Source organism: Pseudonocardia benzenivorans CB1190, from assembly GCF_000196675.2.
Taxonomy (GTDB): Bacteria; Actinomycetota; Actinomycetes; order Mycobacteriales; family Pseudonocardiaceae; genus Pseudonocardia; species Pseudonocardia benzenivorans.
Genome location: NC_015312.1, coordinates 6,243,638 through 6,262,268, shown reverse-complemented (window position 1 = coordinate 6,262,268; position 18,631 = coordinate 6,243,638). Strand labels below are relative to the sequence as shown.

18 protein-coding genes are annotated in these 18,631 nt (G+C 73.6%); 6 read left to right on the top strand and 12 right to left on the bottom strand.

Annotated features, from left to right (window positions below):
* The first annotated feature begins 21 nt into the window (after nucleotides 1–21).
* Entirely contained in the window at nucleotides 22–225 is a 204-nt protein-coding gene (locus PSED_RS29670; protein WP_041760136.1) for a hypothetical protein, read from the top strand.
* A gap of 143 nt (nucleotides 226–368) precedes the next feature.
* Here the strand turns inward: PSED_RS29670 and PSED_RS29665 are convergent, their stop codons facing one another.
* The 5 genes from PSED_RS29665 to PSED_RS29645 all read right to left on the bottom strand — a co-directional run bounded on the left by PSED_RS29665 (nucleotide 369) and on the right by PSED_RS29645 (nucleotide 5,402).
* Nucleotides 369–626, bottom strand: a complete 258-nt coding sequence (locus PSED_RS29665) for a hypothetical protein (RefSeq protein WP_013677928.1) — start codon at nucleotides 624–626, stop codon at nucleotides 369–371.
* A gap of 43 nt (nucleotides 627–669) precedes the next feature.
* Complete coding sequence (locus PSED_RS29660; protein WP_013677927.1) at nucleotides 670–1,944, bottom strand: aminotransferase family protein; 1,275 nt, start codon at nucleotides 1,942–1,944, stop codon at nucleotides 670–672.
* 112 nt (nucleotides 1,945–2,056) lie between these two features.
* Nucleotides 2,057–3,274, bottom strand: coding sequence for a cytochrome P450 (locus PSED_RS29655; RefSeq protein WP_013677926.1), 1,218 nt, complete (start codon nucleotides 3,272–3,274; stop codon nucleotides 2,057–2,059).
* Nucleotides 3,271–3,996 (bottom strand): VC0807 family protein, encoded by a 726-nt coding sequence (locus tag PSED_RS29650; RefSeq protein ID WP_013677925.1) that lies wholly within the window; start codon nucleotides 3,994–3,996, stop codon nucleotides 3,271–3,273. The genes PSED_RS29655 and PSED_RS29650 overlap by 4 nt, the downstream gene beginning before the upstream one ends.
* 140 nt (nucleotides 3,997–4,136) lie before the next feature.
* Complete coding sequence (locus PSED_RS29645) at nucleotides 4,137–5,402, bottom strand: cation:proton antiporter (protein ID WP_013677924.1); 1,266 nt, start codon at nucleotides 5,400–5,402, stop codon at nucleotides 4,137–4,139.
* A 76-nt stretch (nucleotides 5,403–5,478) separates the two neighbouring features.
* On the opposite strand from PSED_RS29645, the gene PSED_RS29640 reads away from it, so the two are divergent.
* Nucleotides 5,479–5,934, top strand: a complete 456-nt coding sequence (locus PSED_RS29640; protein WP_013677923.1) for a flavodoxin family protein — start codon at nucleotides 5,479–5,481, stop codon at nucleotides 5,932–5,934.
* Nucleotide 5,935: 1 nt separating this feature from the next.
* On the opposite strand, the gene PSED_RS29635 is transcribed toward PSED_RS29640, so the two are convergent.
* Complete coding sequence (locus PSED_RS29635; RefSeq protein WP_013677922.1) at nucleotides 5,936–6,460, bottom strand: mannosyltransferase YkcB-related protein; 525 nt, start codon at nucleotides 6,458–6,460, stop codon at nucleotides 5,936–5,938.
* 189 nt (nucleotides 6,461–6,649) lie between these two features.
* Here PSED_RS29635 and PSED_RS29630 point away from each other — a divergent pair, with 189 nt between their 5' ends.
* Both PSED_RS29630 and PSED_RS29625 read left to right on the top strand, forming a co-directional pair.
* Nucleotides 6,650–8,050, top strand: coding sequence for a right-handed parallel beta-helix repeat-containing protein (locus PSED_RS29630; RefSeq protein ID WP_013677921.1), 1,401 nt, complete (start codon nucleotides 6,650–6,652; stop codon nucleotides 8,048–8,050).
* 83 nt (nucleotides 8,051–8,133) lie between these two features.
* Nucleotides 8,134–9,027: an LLM class flavin-dependent oxidoreductase gene (locus tag PSED_RS29625; RefSeq protein WP_013677920.1), complete on the top strand. Its 894-nt coding sequence runs from the start codon at nucleotides 8,134–8,136 to the stop codon at nucleotides 9,025–9,027.
* Nucleotides 9,028–9,044: 17 nt separating this feature from the next.
* Here the strand turns inward: PSED_RS29625 and PSED_RS29620 are convergent, their stop codons facing one another.
* The 3 genes from PSED_RS29620 to PSED_RS29610 are packed head-to-tail and all read right to left on the bottom strand — an operon-like array spanning nucleotide 9,045 to nucleotide 12,462.
* A complete protein-coding gene (locus PSED_RS29620) occupies nucleotides 9,045–10,490 on the bottom strand; it encodes a glycosyltransferase family 39 protein (protein ID WP_202946320.1) in 1,446 nt (481 codons plus the stop codon).
* 35 nt (nucleotides 10,491–10,525) lie between these two features.
* Nucleotides 10,526–11,227 carry a TetR/AcrR family transcriptional regulator gene (locus PSED_RS29615; RefSeq protein ID WP_013677918.1) on the bottom strand — a complete coding sequence of 234 codons (702 nt, stop codon included), beginning with the start codon at nucleotides 11,225–11,227 and terminating at the stop codon, nucleotides 10,526–10,528.
* Between the two features lie 23 nt (nucleotides 11,228–11,250).
* Nucleotides 11,251–12,462 (bottom strand): YbfB/YjiJ family MFS transporter, encoded by a 1,212-nt coding sequence (locus PSED_RS29610; RefSeq protein WP_013677917.1) that lies wholly within the window; start codon nucleotides 12,460–12,462, stop codon nucleotides 11,251–11,253.
* 198 nt (nucleotides 12,463–12,660) lie between these two features.
* Between PSED_RS29610 and PSED_RS29605 the strand changes: the two genes are divergently transcribed.
* Together PSED_RS29605 and PSED_RS29600 are read left to right on the top strand one after the other, a co-directional pair.
* Nucleotides 12,661–13,818 (top strand): aromatic ring-hydroxylating oxygenase subunit alpha, encoded by a 1,158-nt coding sequence (locus PSED_RS29605; RefSeq protein ID WP_013677916.1) that lies wholly within the window; start codon nucleotides 12,661–12,663, stop codon nucleotides 13,816–13,818.
* Nucleotides 13,819–13,821: 3 nt separating this feature from the next.
* Nucleotides 13,822–14,313 (top strand): hypothetical protein, encoded by a 492-nt coding sequence (locus tag PSED_RS29600; protein WP_041760135.1) that lies wholly within the window; start codon nucleotides 13,822–13,824, stop codon nucleotides 14,311–14,313.
* A gap of 100 nt (nucleotides 14,314–14,413) precedes the next feature.
* Here the strand turns inward: PSED_RS29600 and PSED_RS29595 are convergent, their stop codons facing one another.
* From PSED_RS29595 to PSED_RS29585, 3 genes are read right to left on the bottom strand one after another with little or no spacing between them, the layout of a single operon-like run.
* Nucleotides 14,414–17,656 (bottom strand): bifunctional cytochrome P450/NADPH--P450 reductase, encoded by a 3,243-nt coding sequence (locus PSED_RS29595; protein ID WP_013677914.1) that lies wholly within the window; start codon nucleotides 17,654–17,656, stop codon nucleotides 14,414–14,416.
* Nucleotides 17,653–18,372, bottom strand: a complete 720-nt coding sequence (locus tag PSED_RS29590) for a hypothetical protein (protein WP_013677913.1) — start codon at nucleotides 18,370–18,372, stop codon at nucleotides 17,653–17,655. Before PSED_RS29590 ends, PSED_RS29595 begins: the two co-directional genes overlap by 4 nt.
* Nucleotides 18,365–18,556 (bottom strand): hypothetical protein, encoded by a 192-nt coding sequence (locus tag PSED_RS29585; protein WP_013677912.1) that lies wholly within the window; start codon nucleotides 18,554–18,556, stop codon nucleotides 18,365–18,367. Before PSED_RS29585 ends, PSED_RS29590 begins: the two co-directional genes overlap by 8 nt.
* Between the last annotated feature and the right edge of the window lie 75 nt (nucleotides 18,557–18,631).

Sequence of the window (18,631 nt, the reverse complement as noted above, 5' to 3'; positions counted from 1 at the left end):
TGTAGCTGAGTCGCCGGACCGATGACCAGTTCCGGACGGCGTGCGGCGCCCGCGTCGCTCGCGGACCCGGACGGTCGCGATCTCGCCGGGCTGCGGCTCACGGGCCCGCTCGCAGAGGTGCAGGATGCCGTCGACGCCCTCGGCGAGGTGTACGAACGCACCGAACGGGAGCACCGACAACACGACGCCCTCGGTGGGCGTGCGTCCACACTGCGCGGTGAGTGACTGCAGCCACGCCGACTCCGGCGTGCTGCCGTGGGACTCACCCATGTGATCACCTCCGTCCAGCGCGGAGTCCGTCGATCCGAGCCCGGTGGCGGGACCGCAGCGCGGTGGCGCCCCGGGCCGGATCCGCTGGACGGTCCTCGTCAGCCGGGTCGGGGGGTCCGCCGGCGCAGCCAGGACGTCGTGCCTGGCGCCAGCCCCCGCGACTTCGGGGTGTGCTCCACCGGCGTGACGACGAGAGCGGCGTCGTCGGGCAGGCACCACTTCACGGCGTGGTACACCGCCGAGAGGGACGCGGTGCTCTCGATCAGCAACAGTCCCGGCGCGACCGGGCGCGTCTCCTCCCACGGCCCGGTGAGGTCGGTGGGCGGCTGGGAGGTCCAGGCGAGAAAGACCGGCACGCAACCCGGTACCCGGTCCGGGCCGCGACGACGCCCGGCCGCGTCAGCCGCGTTCCTGCTCGGCGAGCACGTGGTCGATCGCGTCGACGAAGGCGACCAGCTCGTCGTCGGTGGTGATGAACGGCGGGCTGATCTGCAGGTTGTTGCCGCGCAGGGGCCGGGAGACGAACCCGAGGTCGAGCAGCGCGTCGGTGACGTCCTCGGCGCGGATCTCGTCGACGACGGTGACGCCACCCAGGAAGCCACCGACCCGGACCTCGGCCACGCTCGGGCGGTTCGCGGCGAGCTGCGCGAGCCGGGTGTCGAGCAGCTGCTCGAGCTCGGCGGCGCGGGCGACCAGACCGTCCCGCTCCAGCACGTCGAGGTTGGCCTGCGCGACGGCGCACGCGGTGGCGTGGCCGGAGTAGGTGGCGCCGTAGCGGAAGGCCGGGGTGTCGGCGCCGTCGGCGTAGAACGGCTCCCAGATCCGCGGGGCGACGAGGACGCCGCCGAGCGGCGCGTAGCCCGACGTCACACCCTTGGCGAAGGTGACCAGGTCCGGCTGCAGGCCGTAGCGCTCGGCGGCGAACATCGTGCCGGTGCGGCCGAAGCCGGTGATGACCTCGTCGAGGACGAACAGGATGTCGTTGTCGCGGCACAGCTCCTGGACGGCCTCGAGGTAGCCCGGCGCGGGCGGGTTGACGCCGCCGGTGCCCTGGACGGGTTCGGTCACGAACGCGGCGATCGTGTCCGCCCCCAGCTCGGCGATCGTCTTGGCGAGGGCGTCGACGTCGTGCACCGGGACCCGGACGGTCTCCGGGACGAGCGACTCGGTGCCGTAGCCCTCCCGGTTGACCTCGATCCCGGCGATGCTGGTGCCGAAGGCGTGCAGGCCGTGGTAGGCGTGCTCGCGGCTGATGACGACGGTCTTGCCCGGCCGTCCCTCGCGCTGCCAGTGCCGGCGCGCGAGCTTGCACGCGACGTCGATCGCGTCGGACCCACCGGAGTTGAGGATGACCTTGGGGTCGGCGATCGGCGACAGCCCGGCGAGCCGTTCGCCGAGCGCGATCGCCTGGTCGTTCACGAAGCGGGAGAAGACGTGGTAGGTCTCGAGCCGGAGCATCTGCTCGCGCGCGGCCTCGGCGAGGGCCGGGTGCCCGTGCCCGATGTTGGCGTACCAGAGCCCGGCGGTGCCGTCGAACAACCGGCGTCCGTCGACGGTGTGCAGGTAGGACCCGGCTGCGCGGTCGATCACGATCTGGCGCCCCAGCACCGACGGGAGATGGGCCTGGGCGGGCCAGAGGGCGGGTCCGTCGAGGACGGTGGGGGTGCGGGACACGACGTGTCGTCCTTTCACCGGGTGCGCGCGGTCGGAGCAGCTCCTGGTCGACCCTATGCGGAGCGCCCCGTCCGGTCCCGGACCGGGCGCCGGGGACCGGTTCGGGGCGTCGTCACCACCGCACGGGCAGGGCGTCGAATCCGCCGGTCAGCAGGTCGGTCCGCAGGGCGAGGTCGGCGGGGTCCACGGCGAGCGCGAGGCCGGGGAAGCGCCGCGGCAGTTCGGTGAACACCGCGGCCAGCTCGACGCGGGCCAGCGCGGCGCCGACGCAGTAGCGGGGGCCGTGCCCGAAGGCCAGGTGCAGGTTCGACGGGCGCGCCGCGTCGAAGCGGTCGGGCTCGTCGAACCGTGCCGGGTCGCGGTTCGCCGCACCGGGGGAGAGCAGGACGGCGTCGCCGGTCGCGATCCTCACCCCGCCGATCTCGATGTCGGCCTGGGCGTAGCGGGGCAGCCCGCCGCCGGCCGACGGCGCGGCGAGCCGCAGGATCTCCTCGACGGCGCCGCGGACGCGGCCCGGGTCGGCGGCCAGCGCCGACCATTGCCCGTGGTCGGTGAGCAGCAGGACCGTGCCGACGTCGATGCGGGTCACCGTCGTCTCGTGGCCCGCGAACAGCAGGCCCGCGCCCAGCTGGGCGACGGCGGCGTCGCCGGACCCGTCGTCGCCGCGCGGGATCCGGGCGGCGAGGTCGCTGAGGACGTCCTCGCCCGGCTCGTGGCGTTTGCGGTCGACGATCTCGTGGATGTAGGCGACGAGCTCGCCCATCGCGCGGGCCGACGCCTCCCGGTCGGTCAGCCCGCCCGCACCCTCGGACGCCGCCCGGAACCGGTCGCGGTCGGCGTAGGGCACCCCGAGCAGCTCGCAGATGACGAGCACGGGCAGCGGTAGTGACAGCAGGGCGTGCAGATCGGCGGGGGAGCCGTGCGCGGCGAGGTCGTCGAGCAACGTCGTGACGAGCTGTTCGACTCCTGCGGTGAGGGCCTGCATCCGGCGGGCCGAGAACGCGGGCGCGAGCAACGCCCGCATCCGGGCGTGCTGTTCGTGCTCGTCGGCGGCGTCCCCGATCGAGCCCCCCAGCACCGCCGACCCGGAGATCCGCGCGGCCCGTTCCGGATCGGGGTGCGCGCGGCCCAGCCGGGGGTCGGCGAACAACGCGCGGGCCTCCGCGTAGCCGGTGACCAGCCACGCGGGGTCGCCGGCCGTCGTCCGGACGGGGGTGATCGGCGCGGTGGCGCGCAGCTGCGCGTAGAGCGGGGCGACGTCGAGGACGCTCTCGCGGGCAAAGGGCAGGCGGGGCAGCTCGGTGGTCGCGGCGGTGGCGAGGTCGGTCATCGGGTGCCTCCGGTGGCGGTGGCGGTGGTGGTGACGGTGGCGGGCAGGTCGGCGGGGCCGGCGCCGAGCCGGGCGGTGCGGCGGCGCAGGGTCCAGGCGGCGGTGGCGCCGAAGACGGCCAGCGACAGCGCCGTGCCGACGACCATCTGCGTCCCGGGTTCGAGCACCCACGCCAGGCCGATCCGCAGCGTCGCCTCCAGGACGCACGCGGCGCCCCACACCAGGGTGAGCGTCCGGAGGTACCGGCGGAAGCCGTGGTCGGCGGCCCACAGGGCGTCGACGGCCGGCCCGCGCAGCCGTCGCGTCACGAGCAGCAGCAGCGGCCGGCCGACCGCGACCGAGCCGAGGAATGCCAGCCCGACCGTCGCGGTGATGATCGAGTCCTTGATCAGGAGGAACCGGGCGCTGTCGAAGACCAGCCCGCCCGCGAGGCCGACGACGATCGCCGCGAGCGACATGGCGTTGACCACGTCGAGGCGGCGCCGCCGGACGAACTCGATCACGATGCCCGCGAACGGGAACGCGGTGCCGTAGGCCAACGCGGGCAGCGGCGCGACGCCCATGGTCGTCAGCACCTCGTAGGAGACCAGCGGCCCGAGCACCCCCAGCAGGATCGTGGGCGAGCGGAGCGCGCGCCGGACCGCGCCGGTCCGGTCGGACTCGGTGGGGCCACCCGGGTGCCGGGTCGTCGTGGCCGTGGGCGAGGACGTCGGTGAGGTCATCGTTGCCTCCGGGACAGGGTCGGCGGGGCGCCGACCGGACCTCCGGAACGCTAGGCACGCAGGCCCGCCGGGTCGTCAACCCCGAGGTGGGTCCGCGGAGGTCAACCCGCGGGTGGAGACCGCGCGGCGGAGGGCGCCGGTCAGGTGCCGGTCCCGTCCTCGGGGGTGGAGGTCTCGGTCGGCAGCGCGTCGGCGGACGGGCCGCCCGGCGCCGCGGGGGCGACGGGCGGGTAGCGGCGGGCGACCCAGCCCGTCGACAGCCCGTGCACGGCGACGCTCGCGACGATCGTCACGACGGTGACCGCCAACACCAGCTCGGCCTGTGGACCGTGCAGCTCGACGAACGCGAGCATGCCGAACACCAGCGTCGCGACGCCGCGCGGCCCGACCCAGCCGATCACGACCCGGTCGCGCCGGGCGATGTCCGTCCCGGTGAGCGACACCACCACCGGCGCGACGCGCAGCACCGTCAGCGCGAGCAGCGCGAAGACGACGACCTGCCACGTGATCGCGCCGCGGGCCAGCGTCTGGTTAACGATCGCGCCGAAGATGAACCACAGCGCGAGGGAGAGCAGCTCGCCGACGTCCTCGACGAGGTGCAGGGTGCCGGCCGGCAGCCGGCGCGCGGCGGGCTCGAACAGCACCCCGGCGACGAATGCGGCGACGAACCCGTTGCCGCCCAACTCCATCGCGGTGCCGTAGGCGAGCAGCGGCAGCGCGAGCACCCCGATCCGCAGCGCCGATCCCTGGGTCCAGCGGGCGTCGAGCGCGCGGCGCAGCAGCTGCGCGGCGACCCAGCCGACGGCGCCGCCGGCGACGACCGCGATGGCGAGCGAGGGGACGGCCTCGACGGCCGTCTCCGCGAGCGACTCCCCGCCCGCGGCGGTCGCGGCGGCCAGCGTGAACAGGAAGATCGGGGCGACGATGCCGTCGTTGAGCCCGCTCTCGACGTTGATCAGCGCCCGGATCCGCTCCGGCACCCGCTTGTCGCGCAGGAACGCCGCGGCGGGCGCGAGGTCGACGGGGGTGACGATCGTCGCCAGCACGGCGATCAGCCACAGCCCGCCGGAGCTACCGAACAGCGCGAGTCCCGCGAGCCAGGTCAGCAGCAGCGAGAGCGGCAGCGCGATCAGCAGGAGCCGCAGCGTCCGCCGGGGCTCGCGGCCGAGCACGCCGCCGGGGACCTCGGTGGCGTCGACGAACAGCAGGATCGCCAGGATCGCCTCGACGACGTGCTCGGCGGGCTGGAAGTCGACTTCGAAGATGAACACGGGGTCGGAGCCGGCGGTGAGCACGATGCCGCCGACGAGCATGGCCAGCGGCATCGTCACGCTGAACCGGGCGAGGCGCCCGGCGACCAGCGCCCACACGAGCAGGATCAGCATGATCACGACGAGCGCGAGCATCGGTCCCCCTGCAGCCGGTGTCAGTCCCGCCGGGGAGTCTCGCACCCGTGACGGGCCTGCTGGCAGCATCCGGGCCATGGCGCGGCTGCTGATCGTCCATCACACGCCCTCGCCCGCGACGGCCGAGCTGCTGGACGCCGTCGTGCGCGGGGCGGGCGACCCGGAGATCGAGGGTGTCGAGGTCGTCCGGCGGGCCGCGCTGGGTGCCACCGCGTCGGACCTGCTGGCGGCCGACGGCGTCGTGCTCGGCACCCCGGCCAACATCGGCTACATGTCCGGCGCGCTCAAGCACTTCTTCGACACCGTCTACTACGTGGTGGCCGACGACACGCGCGGCCTGCCCTACGGCCTCTACGTGCACGGCAACCTGGGCGTGGAGGGTGCGGTCGGGGCCGTCGACACCATCGCGACGAGCCTGGGCTGGACGCGGGCGGCGGCGACGGTCGAGGTGACGGGCGCTCCGGACCGGGCCGCCCTCGACGCCTGCTACGAGCTCGGGGCGACCGTCGCGGCGACGGTCGCCCCCGGCTGAGTCACGGCTTCGCGGCGTCGGCCGGCACGCAGAAGAAGTCCTGGAACGGCGGCGTCGCACCGGTGAGCGCGCGGCAGCTGCGGGCCACCCACCGGATGCGCGGGTCGGCGCTCGGGAACGCCAGCACCAGGTGGAACTCGCCCGCCGCGACGTCGGCGCGCAGCTGCTGCAGCGTCGGCGACGGGCCGGTGCCGGTGGAGCCGCCGATCGGCAGCACCTCGTCGCCGGTCGGGTGGGCGAACACGGACGCGACCGCCGACGACTGGACGGCCAGCAGGTCCGGCGCACCCTCCCGGCCCCGTTCGAGCGTCGGGAGCGTGCGGGCGATCTCGGCCGAGACGGTGACGAACAGCCCGTCGACGCCGGTCGCGGTGCGCGTCGACTCGAACGGGGTGTCGAAGGCGCCCTGACCGCGCACGACGAGGACCACCGACGCGACGGCAGGCGCGGCCGGCCCGGCGACCAGCGCCGCCGCGAGCCCGCCCGCCAGCAGCCGCGACGACGTGCGGCGCAGCACGGACGTCACCAGTGGTCTCCGGACGAGTGGCGCCAGGCGCGGGGGTGGACGGTTCGGAGCCACTCGGGTGGGGGATGCGCTGTCGCGACGGTGCGCGCTGAGCGCTGTTGCGGGCCGTTCGGCCGCACGTCGTGCACCTTTTTGCCGTCCGCTAACCCGCGGGACGCAAGATGGAGGTATGACGACGAGGGCCCGAGAATGACCTCCTCCCCGCCGCCGACCCCGCCGCGCGTCGAGGACACCCAGCCCATCCCGCCCTCGCCGCCCAAGGCGCCCCGGCCGCGGTGGCGGTTGTTCGCGGCGGTGGGTGTCGTCGTCGTGCTCGTCGCCGTCGGACTGTGGTGGGCCCTGTCGCCGAAGGGCGCGCCGTCCTCGTCGCAGGCGCCTGTCGCGATCCCCTCCGGCGTCGGGCCGGCCCCGGCGGGCACCGGGAAGACCCTCGACGTCGCCGCCGACGGTTCGAAGCAGTACCGCACCATCGCCGACGCGGCCGCCCAGGCCCAGCCCGGCGACACGATCCTCATCCAGCCGGGCTCCTACGCCGGCTTCACCGTCCCGAGGAGCGGCACCGACGGCGAGTGGATCACCTACCAGGCCGCGCCCGGCGGGCAGGTCCTGATCGACAGCGACGACGCGTCGGACAAGGGCCGCGTCGACCTCTCGGGCCGCTCGTTCATCAAGCTGGCCGGCATCGTCGTGCAGGACGCGAACCACTTCGGCATCTACGCCGAGAAGACCTCGAACATCGTGCTCGACCACGTCGAGGTGGCCGACTCCCGGCATGGCGGCGTCGTGTTCCTGACGGGCACGAACATCACCGTCCAGTACAGCAACGTCCACGGCAACAACTCCATCGGCACCGACGCCGAGATGGAGGCCATCAGCATGGACAACGTGCAGGGCTTCGAGATCGTCGGCTGCACGGTCACCGGGAACGGCGAAGAGGGCATCGACGCGAAGTACGAGTCGAGCAACGGCCGCATCCACGGCAACACGGCCACCGGCAACCGCGGGCCGAACATCTACATCGACTCCGCGCACGACATCGTGGTGTCCGACAACAAGGTCTCCGGTGCCACCGGCCCCGGCAAGAGCGGGATCATGCTCGGTGTCGAGGACTACTCCGACAGCCGGCGCATCGCGAACATCACCGTCGAGAACAACGTCGCGACCGGCAACACCGGGGGCGGCATCGCCTTCTTCACCGAGTCGAACGGGACGTTCCAGAACATCTCGATCATCAACAACACGCTGGCGGGCAACCAGACGGCGGGCCTGGTCGTCGGCGACACTCAGCTGTCGGGCACGAACGTGCTGCGCAACAACGTCTTCGGCGACAACGCCGGCCGCGACATCAAGGGCTCCACCGACGACTTCACGGTCGACCACAACCTGTTCTCCGCGCCGGGTCCCGGCAGCGACAACGTCGTCGGCGCACCGGTGTTCGTCGACGAGGCGGGCGGCAACCTCGCGCTGGCGCCCGACTCGCCCGGCATCGGCGCGGGCTCGCCGGAGGGGGCACCCCCCGCGGACATCAACGGCGTCGCGCGACAGGGCGACAAACCGGACATCGGCGCCTACCAGGCGCCTGCGGGCTGAGGCCCGCGACACATCGCCCTGCGGCATCGGCGACGTCCGACCCAGGATGGCGGTCGTAGCTCCCGACCGAACGAGGAGATCGAGTGTCGACGCTGGCGATCGGTGCGTGGCTGGGTACGTCGTGGTCGCCCGACGAGGTGGTCACCGTCGGACGTGAGGTGGAGGCGGCCGGCTACGACGGCATCTGGCTCGCCGACCACTTCATGAACAACACCGGCACCGAGGAACGCTCCGGGAGCCGGAACCTCGAGGTCTTCGGCCTGCTCGCGGGCCTCGCCACGACCGTGCCGCGGGTCCGGCTGGGCAGCCTCGTCGCGTCGATGACCTACCGCCATCCCGCCGTGCTCGCCAACATCGCCGCGACCGTCGACGGGCTGAGCGGCGGTCGCCTGGTGCTGGGCGTCGGCACGGGCTGGCAGCTCAACGAGCACGCCGCCTACGGCCTGCCGCTCGGCCCGCCCAGGGAGCGGATCGACCGCTTCGTCGAGGGGCTCGACGTGCTCACCGGCCTGCTGCGCGACGACAGCACGACCGTCGACGGCGAGTACTACACGGTGTCCGACGCGCCGCGCGTCGTCGCCGCCGACGCGCCCCGGACCCCGCTGCTCATCGGGGCGAGCGGCGAGCGGCGCATGCTCGGCGTCGTCGCCCGCTACGCCGACGAGTGGAACTGCTGGTCGACCCCGGAGCTGTTCGCGCACAAGTCGGCCGTGCTCGACGAGCACTGCGCGCGCGTCGGTCGCGACCCCCGGACGATCCGCCGCAGCACCCAGGCGATCATCGACATCGACGGTGAGGGCCTCGGCCCGGGCAGCGCCGTGGTGTCCGGCTCGGTGGCCGAGATCGTCGACGTGATCGGTCGCTGGCGGGAGGCCGGGCTCGACGAGCTGATCGTCCCGGGCATCCGCGGCACCGCCGACCAGGCGAGGCGCCTGTTCGACCGGATCATGGGCGAGATCGTCCCGCAGCTGGTCTGAGCCCGCGGCACGGCCGCTCAGCCGAGGTGGCTCAGCCGCGGCCACAGCTGCGCCCACGTCCCGCGCGGTGCCCGGCAGTCGTAGATCGCGGCGTGCAGGTCGGTCTCCTCCCCGTCGACGTGGCGGGAGTAGGTGATCGGCGCGATCTCGCGGACGTCGGCCCAGTAGGCGCCGAGCTCGCCGGGCGCCCACGTCCCGACGCAGAGCACCTCGTCGGGCGTGCCCGTGGGCGGCGCCCAGTCGGCGTAGGAGTTCTGCCCGCTGACGACGGTCGCGTGCAGGCCTGACGCCGGCCCGAGCAGCTGCAGCGCCCCGGCTTCGCCGTAGTTGGCCGCCAGGATCGGCGTGCCGGGTGGCATGCGCGCCTCGGCGTCGCGGACCTGATCGACGAACTGCGGCCAGCCGTAGGTCTCCAGCACGAACGGGCTGACGGCGCGCAGGTCGTTCGCCGTCGTGACGGGCAGCGTCGGCAGCCAGACGAGCACCGCCAGCACCCCGGAGACGGCGACGGCGACCGGCCAGCCGACTCGCCCGCGCCGCCCGTCCGATGCCTCCACACTGACGGCGCCCGCCGCGAACAGCGGGGCGAGGACCGGGCCGGCGTAGTAGAACTTGCCGCCCGTCGCGACGAACGCGACCACAACGACGACCACCGCGCCCAGCAGCCAGCGGTCTTCCCGCGCCGCTGCCGACGCGAGCCGGCGCACACCGAGGACCCACAGCGCGATCAGCGGCGGCCCGGCGAACAGCAGGAGCAGGACCGGCAGCTGCGCCAGCGCACCGAGCGTCCCGCCCTGCTGCGCCGACAGCAGCGCCGCCATCCGCTGCTGCGGCCAGCCGTGCGTCGCGTTCCAGACGACGTTCGGTGCCGCGAGCGCCGCGGCGAGCAGGCCCGCCACCCACGGCCCGGGGCCGCGCAGCACGTCGCGCCGGAACACCGCGAGCCCGACCGCGACGCCCGCGAGCAGTACGAGGACCGTGTCCTTGTTCTCCAGTCCGACCCCGGCGACGAGCCCCGCGGCGAGCCACGCGCCGACCGTCGTCCGCCGGACCGCCCGGACGACCAGCACGAACGTCGCGCACCACACGACCTGGTCGACGACGGTCGTGCCGAACAGCAGCGCGGAACCGACGAACAGGGGACACGCGGCGACCGCCGCGGCGGCGAGGGCCTGCGCCCGGGCCCGCCCGCCCAGCTGCGCGGTCAGCACCGCCGTCAGCGCGACGCACCCGACCTGGCAGCCGATCGCGAGCACGCGCAGCGCGAGCAGCTGGTCGGGGAGATCGGCGGCGAGCCGGGCGACCAGCGGTGTCAGCGGCGGCTGGTCGACGTAGCCCCAGTCGGGATGGCGGCCCGCGACGACGTAGTAGAACTCGTCCCGGTGCCAGCCGTAGCGGGTCGCGACGGCCAGGTGCACGGCGGCCGCGACCGTGGCGACGAGCAGCACCGGCCGCCAGGCCACGCGCGCCGGTCCGGTACGAACGGCCGCGTCCGTGCTCACGCCGCGCCGCCGGGGAGCAGGAACGCCGCCGGCACGAGGTCGTGCACGGTGGTGCGGGCCGCGTCGTCGCCCAGCATCGCGGAGTCCGGGTCTTCGCGGCGGTGCCAGGCGAACCACGCCACCGTCTCGACGACGAAGCGCGCGGCCGCGTCGACGTCCGGAACAGGGCGCAGGTGCCCGGAACGGATCCGCCGCCGCAGGTACGTCGCCAGCCGGCCGACGAGCTCGCGCCGCCGCTCGACGAAGTGCAGGGTGGCGAGCTCCGGCAGGTCGGCGGCGCAGCGTTCGACGAGGGCGAGCAGCAGGCGATTGCGTTCGACGAAGCCGTACAACTCGTCGACGACGGCGACGAGCTCGTCGGCCACCGGCATCGTGCGGCGGCGACAGGCGGCGGCGAGGACCGGCAGCGTCGCGTGCGTGTCGGCCCAGGTCCGGGCGAGCGCGACGATCCGTTCGGGATCCGCGCCCGCGACGGGGAGCGGGAGCTCGTCGAGCGAACCGGGCTCGACGGCCCTCAGCAGCACCAGGTGCAGCAGCGCCTCCTTGCTGCGCACGTAGGTGTAGAGCGCGCCGTGGCTCAGCCCGAGCCGGCCGGCGACGTCGGAGATTCCCGCGCCCCGGTAGCCCTTCTCCACGAACACCCGTCCTGCCGCGTCCGCCACCTCGTCCAGCGGCCGCGGCGCCACCCGCCCACGCATGCCCACGAGATTAACTGACTGAGTCAGTCAGTCTTCAGGTCCCGGGGGGAGAGCCGGCCGGACGCGGTCGCGCACGGGTGCGGGTAGCGGATGCGCAGGGCCGCCGCGGCCAGCGCCGCGACCCCGACGACGATCGCGCCCAGCAGCAGCGCCGGCCGGTAGCCCCCGTGCAGCAGCGGGGCGGCGACGAGCGGGCCGGCGATCTGCCCGGCGCTGTAGCCGACCGTCAGCCCCGCGACCGCCCGTGGGACGCCGAGGTGTGTCCCGATGGGCAGGGCGACGGTGACGACGGCGAGGAAGGTCGCCCCGAAGAGCACTGCCGAGACGAGCGCGGCGACCGCCCCGTCGAACAGCGCGGGCAGCGCGATCCCGACGGCCTGCACGGCGAGCGCCACGATCAGCAACGTCGGTCGCGACCATCGGCGGAGCAGCATCGACCACAGCGCGCACGAGGGGAGGGCCGCGAGCCCCACGACGATCCACGCCGACGCCCCGATCGCGGGGGAGCCGTTCTGCTGCACCGCGGCGACGAGGAACGTGCCCGCGATGATGTAGCCGACGCCCTCCAGCGTGTAGGCGACGGACAGCGCCACGAACCACGGCCGGGCCCGGACGCGCCCGCCACGCTCGGGTGCCGCGGGCGGTGTGGGGCCCCGGCCGACGGGCAGCACCCACGCGACCGCGGAGAGCACGGCCGCCAGCGCCGCCGACGCCCACCACGCGACGGTCCAGTCCGCGATCGGACGCAGCACCGCCACGAGGAGCCCGGTCAGCGCGATGCCGCCGCCGACGCCGCCCATCGTCCAGCCGACGAGATGGTCGGGTCGGCCGCGCAGGTCGGCGACGACCGTCGTGAACATCGCGACGAAGACGATCGCGCTGGCCGCCCCCGCGACACCCCGCAGCAGCTCCCACACCACGGCGTTCCGCGTCGCGGCCATGAGCGCCACGGACACGACCAGCAGCACGAGCGAGATCCGGTAGATGCCGCGGGACCGCACCGTCCGGGGCACGACCGTCCCGAGCACCGCGCCGACGAGGTACCCGACGTAGTTCGCGGTCGCGACCGTGGCGGCGGCCTGCGCGCCGAGCCCGGCCTGGGCCTGCATCATCGGCAGGATCGGGGTGAAGCCGAACCGCCCGATGCCCATCGCCGCCGCGAGTGCGCAGGCGCCGGCGACGACCGTGCGCCACGGCGTCGCCGTGCCCGACGCCGCCGCGGCCCGCGTGGTCATCGGTCTCCTGTCCGTCGACGTCCCCTCCGACGCTAGGTGGGGCGACCTTCCGGTGGAAGGGCGGTGTGGCGAGGCCGTCGGTGCTCCCGGTGGCCGCCTCGTCGCCTTGTCGCGGGCCGAGCGGGTTGCTACAAGTGAGGCACCGCCCGTCGGCCGTCCCACGGTCGGTCGACGCCTCCCCCGGCAGGAAGGCGCGCAGTGGACCGCACGTCGGAGCTGGCCCTCATGGACGAGATCGCCGACCTCCTCGCCCGCGGAACGACGGCGATGGCGCCCGACGTCGGGCGGGTCGGCGCGGCCGACCTGGTGGGGCCGGAGCGCACGTCCGCGGAGCAGCGGCTGTTCACCGACCGTCCGCTGGTCGTCGCGCCCGCTGCCGCGATACCCCGGCCCGGCGACTTCGTCGCCGACGAGATCGTGGGGATCCCGCTGCTGGTCGTGCGGGGTGACGACGGCGTCGCCCGGGTCCTGCTCAACGCCTGCCGGCACCGCGGGAACCTGGTCTGCCAGGAGCCGTCGGGCAACCGCCGGGTCTTCTCGTGCGAGTACCACGCCTGGACCTACGACCGGCAGGGCCGCTGCCGCAGCGTCGTCGACCGGGTGGGGTTCGCCGGCCTCGGCGAGGCCGACACCTCGCTGGTGGCGTTTCCCGCCGAGGAGCGGCACGGCCTGATCTGGACGCGGCTGGCGGCGGGTGCGGACCTCGACGTCGCCGCATGGCTCGGTCCGGACCTCGACGCGGAGCTGGCCGGGTACGCCCCCCACGCGCGCCACCTCTACGCCGGTGAGACGACGTCGTTCGCCTTCAACTGGAAGTTCGGGGTCAACACCTTCCAGGAGCTGTTCCACCTGGCGTTCCTGCACCGCAAGACGCTCGGCTCGGCGTTCATCTCCAACGTGTCCGCCTACCGCAGCTACCCGCTGCACCAGCGGCTGACCGTCGTGCGCAGCACGTTCCCCGAGATGGCCGCGGGCCCGCGGGAGCAGCGGTCGCTGTTCCCGCACTGCACCCTCGTCTACGTGCTGTTCCCGAACACGGTGTTCGTGTGGCAGCTCGACCACCTGGAGGTCTGGCGGTTCACGCCGACACCCGGCGACCCGGGCTCGTGCCAGGTCGGGCTCTGGCTCACGACGGAGCAGGAGCCGCGGACCGAGGGCGCCCGCCGGCACTGGCAGCGCAACTGGGACCTGACCACGGCCACCGTCTACGGCGAGGACTTCGCGACGATGGCCAACATCCAGCGCACCCTCGCCTCCGGCGCGCTGCCCGAGATCGTGTACGGGCGCAACGAGATCGCCCTGCAGGACTACTACCGCGACATCGGCGAGGCGCTCCGGTCCGCGGACGGGGCGTGACCGATGGACCCGACGACACGGGCGCGGCGACCACGGACCGCGGCGCTGCGGCTCGCCGGTGGGCCCGGGGACATGGCGTTCTGGGTGGCGGAGCTGGCGCACCGGGCGGCGGACCCGGACGCGGTGGCCCGTGCCGTCGCGGCGATCGAGCCCGCCGCGGCACCGCTGCTGCGGCCGGCAGCGGGTGCGCCGCCGGAGTCGCTGGTCGCGCTGGACCCGTTGCGCGACCGGCCCTATCTCGACGACGACCCCGACGCCGCGGTCCTCGTCGACGTCCTGCTCACCGGGCTCTCGCGACCCCGCGTCGAGTACCCCGACAGCCGGGTCTGGGCGGCCGACCGCATCGACGGCCCCGACGACCTGGCCGGCCGCCACCGCGCGGTGCGCGCGCTGCTCGATCTCGACTCGATCTACGCGACGCCCGAGTGCCGCGCCCGGCTGGAGGGCCGGGCCCGCTACAACCTCGCGACCGAGGAACGGGCGACGCGCGGCTGAGTCGACCGCCGGGCACACCCGGCCGCAACCTCGCGGCCGGTCCGTGGGCGGACGACCACGAGGTTGCGGCCGGAGAGGCGGGTCGGCGCCGCCCTCCCGGTCAGCCGACCGCGCTCTCGCCCCAGATGTCCTCCAGGTAGCGCTGCGCGGCACGCAGGCCCGCGAGCCAGGCGTCACCGTCGGTGTCGGCCGTGCCGTCGCCGCCCTGGTGCACCTCGATCAGCGCGGCACGGACCGCCGGCGCCATCGTGTTCGCGTTGCCGCACACGTACACGTGCGCACCCTGGTCGAGCAGCCTGCGCACGTCCTCCTGCTCGTCGAGGATCGCCTGCTGCACGTAGCGCCGGTTGTCGGCGACGCGGGAGAAGGCCATGCAGAGCCGCACGATGCCGTCGCGTTCGAAGGCCCGGAGCTCGTCGGAGTAGAGGAAGTCCTGCTCGGGCGTGCGGCAGCCGAAGAACAGCAGTGACTCGCCGACGGGCACCCCGCGCCGCCTGAGCCCCGCCCGCTCCTGCAGGAACCCGCGGAACGGCGCCATGCCGGTGCCCGCCCCGACCATGATCATCGGTGTGTGCGGGTTCTCCGGCGGCCGGAACGGGATCGTCGGTCTGCGGACGAAGGTGAACACGGTCGAGTCCGTCTCGCAGCTGCGCAGGTGCGTCGAGCACACGCCCGCGAACCGGCCGTCGCGGCCACGGGCGGGCACGTCGAGCACGCCGACGGTGATGTGGCAGGTCTCGGACTCCGAGGGCGCCGACGAGATCGAGTAGTACCGGGGCCGCAGCGGCGGCAACATGTCGAGGAACTGCGCGAACGACAGGTCGCAGCTGGGGTACGCGTCGAGCAGGTCGAGCACCGTCACGCGGGGCTCGGCGATCGTCTTGCGGTACCGGGCCCGGCCCTCGTCGTCGAGCGTGGTGAGGGCCTGCAGTGCCTCGCGCTCGGCCGGGTCGGTCGCGGACGCCGCGAGGGTCGCGATGTCGGAGCGTCCGGCGACGTCCTGCAGCTCGACGCAGCTGCCCAGCACCCCCAGCAGCGGCGCCGGCTCGTCGAGCGGGAGATGGGTCCACGAGCCGCCGGTGGGCGTGATCGTCACGTAGGTGCCCGCGTCGAGCTTGAAGCGGGCGATCACCCGGCGGATCAGATCGACGTTGTTGCGGGGCAACACACCGAGGTGGTCGCCGGTCTGGTACTCGGTGCCCGGCGCCAGCGCGATCTCGACATGGCGGGTCGACCGGTCGGCACCGTCGAGGTTGAGCTCGCGGTTGACCCGCACGGTCGACGGCCGGGCCCGGTAGGAGACGACGACCGGGTTGGTGGTCTGCCGGTTGGTCATCGTCACGGTCAGCCGCGGACCCGCCGCGGCGGTGCCGACGGCTGCGGTCTCGAGCCCGAGCGCCTCGGTCATCGCCGGCCACAGTGTCGCGTACCACGCCTCGTACTGGCCGTCGAAGTCCGAGCGCGCGTCGCCCTCGCCGCGGGGGACGACCCGCCGTCCGCCGTGCCGCTCCAGCTGCTCGTCGAGCATGGTGGGGATCGCCTGGTAGGTCGACGCCCAGTCCATGTTGCCGCAGCCGAACACCGCGTACGCCGCGCCGGCGGCCGTGTCGGCGGGGGTCGCCGCGTCACGGATCCAGGCGCAGAACCGCTCGGCGTTGTCCGGTGGCATCCCGTTGTACGACGCGCAGACGACGACGAGCCCGCCCTCCTTCGGCAGGTCCGCGACGTGGTCGTCGAGTGCGCCGAGGGTGACGGCGAAGCCGCGGTCGGCGCCGTCCTGGGCGATGCGCGTCGCGATGCCCTCGGCGGTGCCGAGGTTCGAGCCGAACAGCACGGTGAGCGGGGTGCCGTGCCGGTCGCCGACGGGCGCGAGCCGCAGCTTCGGCTTGGCGGCCGGCGCCTGGGCGGCGTTCGGGGCGACGACGACGGTGCCGGTGGTCCGGTCGGGTCGTGGGCGCAGCTGGATGAACAGGCCCTCGGGCTTGAGGGTGAGCGCCTCCTTGATCTTCAGCTCGTAGCCCAGGTGGTCGACGAAGTCGAAGCGCTGCAACAGCATGCCCAGGACGAGCACCGCCTCCTGCATCGCGAACTGGCGTCCGATGCAGGCGCGCTGGCCCGAGCCGAACGGCTTGAACGCGTTGGGCGGCAACGTCGCGCGGAACTCGGCCCGGAAGTGGTCGGGGTTGAACTCCTCGGCGTCCGGCCCCCAGACCTCCGGTAGGCGGTGCAGCATCGGGGTCAGCGCCGTCAACGATGAGCCCTTGGCGATGCGGTACCCGCCGAGGACCACGTCCTCGTAGGGGTAGCGGGTGAATCCCGGCGCGGTCGGCCAGAGCCGCAGGATCTCGTTGAGGATCTGGGTGACGTAGGTGAGCCCCTGGACCTGCTGGAAGCTCGGCATGACGCCCGGGTCGGTGCCCAGCACGCGGTCGACCTCCGCCTGGGCCTTCGCGACGACGTCGGGGTGCTTGATCAGGTAGGCGATGGTGAACGACAGCAGCCCGCTCGTCGTCTCGTGGCCCGCGACCAGGAACGTCAGACACTGGCCGACGATGTTCTCGTCGGGCAGCTTCAGCCCGGTCTTCTTGTCGACGCCCGTGAGCATGCAGCTCAGCAGGTCCTGGTGCTCGTCGGCGTTCCCGGCGCGGCGCCGCTCGTCGAGGATGTTCTGGACCTCCCGCTCCATGTACTTGTTGTCCGCCATGAGCTGCCGCTGCGCCTTGCGGCGGAGCCGGATCAGCGGCGGGAGCAGCCGGGCCCGCTTCTGGGTCTCCGTCAGCGTCCGCATCATCGCGTCGACGAACGGGTGCTGGGTGTTGCGGTAGAACGAGTTGAAGCGGTACCCGAAGCCGCACAACGCGATGGTGTCCAGCGTCAGGCGCGTCATGTCGGCGGTGACGTCGACCTGCTCGCCCGGGTTGAGCCGCTCCCACTTCTGCATCAGCTGCAGCGCGATGTCGATCATCATCGGCAGGTAGCCCTGCATGGCCTGCATGCTGAAGTTGGGCAGCAGGATGTTGTGCGCGCGCGACCACATCGGGTCGTCGGTGTCCGCGGTGAACAGGCCGTCGCTCGGCCGGGTCTTGCGCAGCTCCTTCTGGGCGGTGCCGACGAGCTTGTCGAACCGGGAGTCGTCGCAGAGGTCGTCGACCATCTCCAGGCCCGACACGATGTACCGGTCCCCTACCGGGGTCTTGAGCCGCATGATCGGGCCGTAGGTACGGGTCAGATCCATCAACGCCTGGATCGTGCGGTCGCCCGGGATGTCGAGCGCGTTGCCGATGACGGGCTTCGGCGGCGGACCGGGGATCTCGCTCGCCTCGCGGATCTCGGTAGTGGTCATGATGCAGCCTCCGGAAGCGCGGGGGCGCCGGGACGTCCGGCGCGGACGAGGACGACGACGCCGACGATCACCGCCCAGCCGGGCAGGACGAGGACGACGGCGGGATTGAAGGTCGTGGCCACCAACATCGCGGCGGCCAGCAGGTAGCTGAGGACACCGAGCCAGCGCGGCAGCACGCCGGCCTTCATGAGCAGCGTCGTGGTGGTCATGACGTACATGCCGGCCGCGCGCACCGCGTACACGAAGACGATCGCGTACCCGATGCTCGTGAGCGCGCGGCCGACGTCGGGGCCGGGCAGCGGGCCCGTCCCGATGTCGTTGACGAGCGCGACGGCCCCCGCCGCCGCGGTGCCGCAGAACAGCAGCCCGACGAACAGTCCGCCGGAGAGCAGCTGCAGCGTCGACGGGATGCCCGGGAGGTCCGGCGCCAGCTCGCGGACCAGCAGCCGCAGCGCCGTCATGTGCCAGAGGAAGGCGATCCCGGCGAACGGGACGAGGTAGAGGCCGACGGTGATCAGGACGGTCGTGCCGCCCTGGCCGTAGAAGCTCTCGTAGGCCGAGTCCGAGACGCCGAGGCCGGGCGAGCGGTTCACGAACAGCAGCGCGAGCACCATCAGCACGGCGAAGGCGATGCCGAGGACGCCGGTCAGCCGGGCGTTCTTCGCCGCCTCGGCCGAGACGGTCGGACGGCTTCCGGCGTCGCGCAGGTCAGTCATCCTCGACCCCCCGGTCTTCCGTGTCGGCCGCCCGGCCGCGGTCACGGTCGGGCAGGTCTATCCCCTCGAGCACCCGGAGCAGGTCGAGCACCCCTGTGAACGGCTCGCGTCCCCCTCCGGGCGGGCTGACGACGCCTTCGAGACGGCCGTCGCCGGACCGGAAGAGGTCCAGCTGGATGCGCATGGCCCCTCCTCGCGCATGTCGAGGTGGCGTGCCCGTCGAGCATCGGGGTGGTGACGCCGGTCCCGGCTGTCAGGA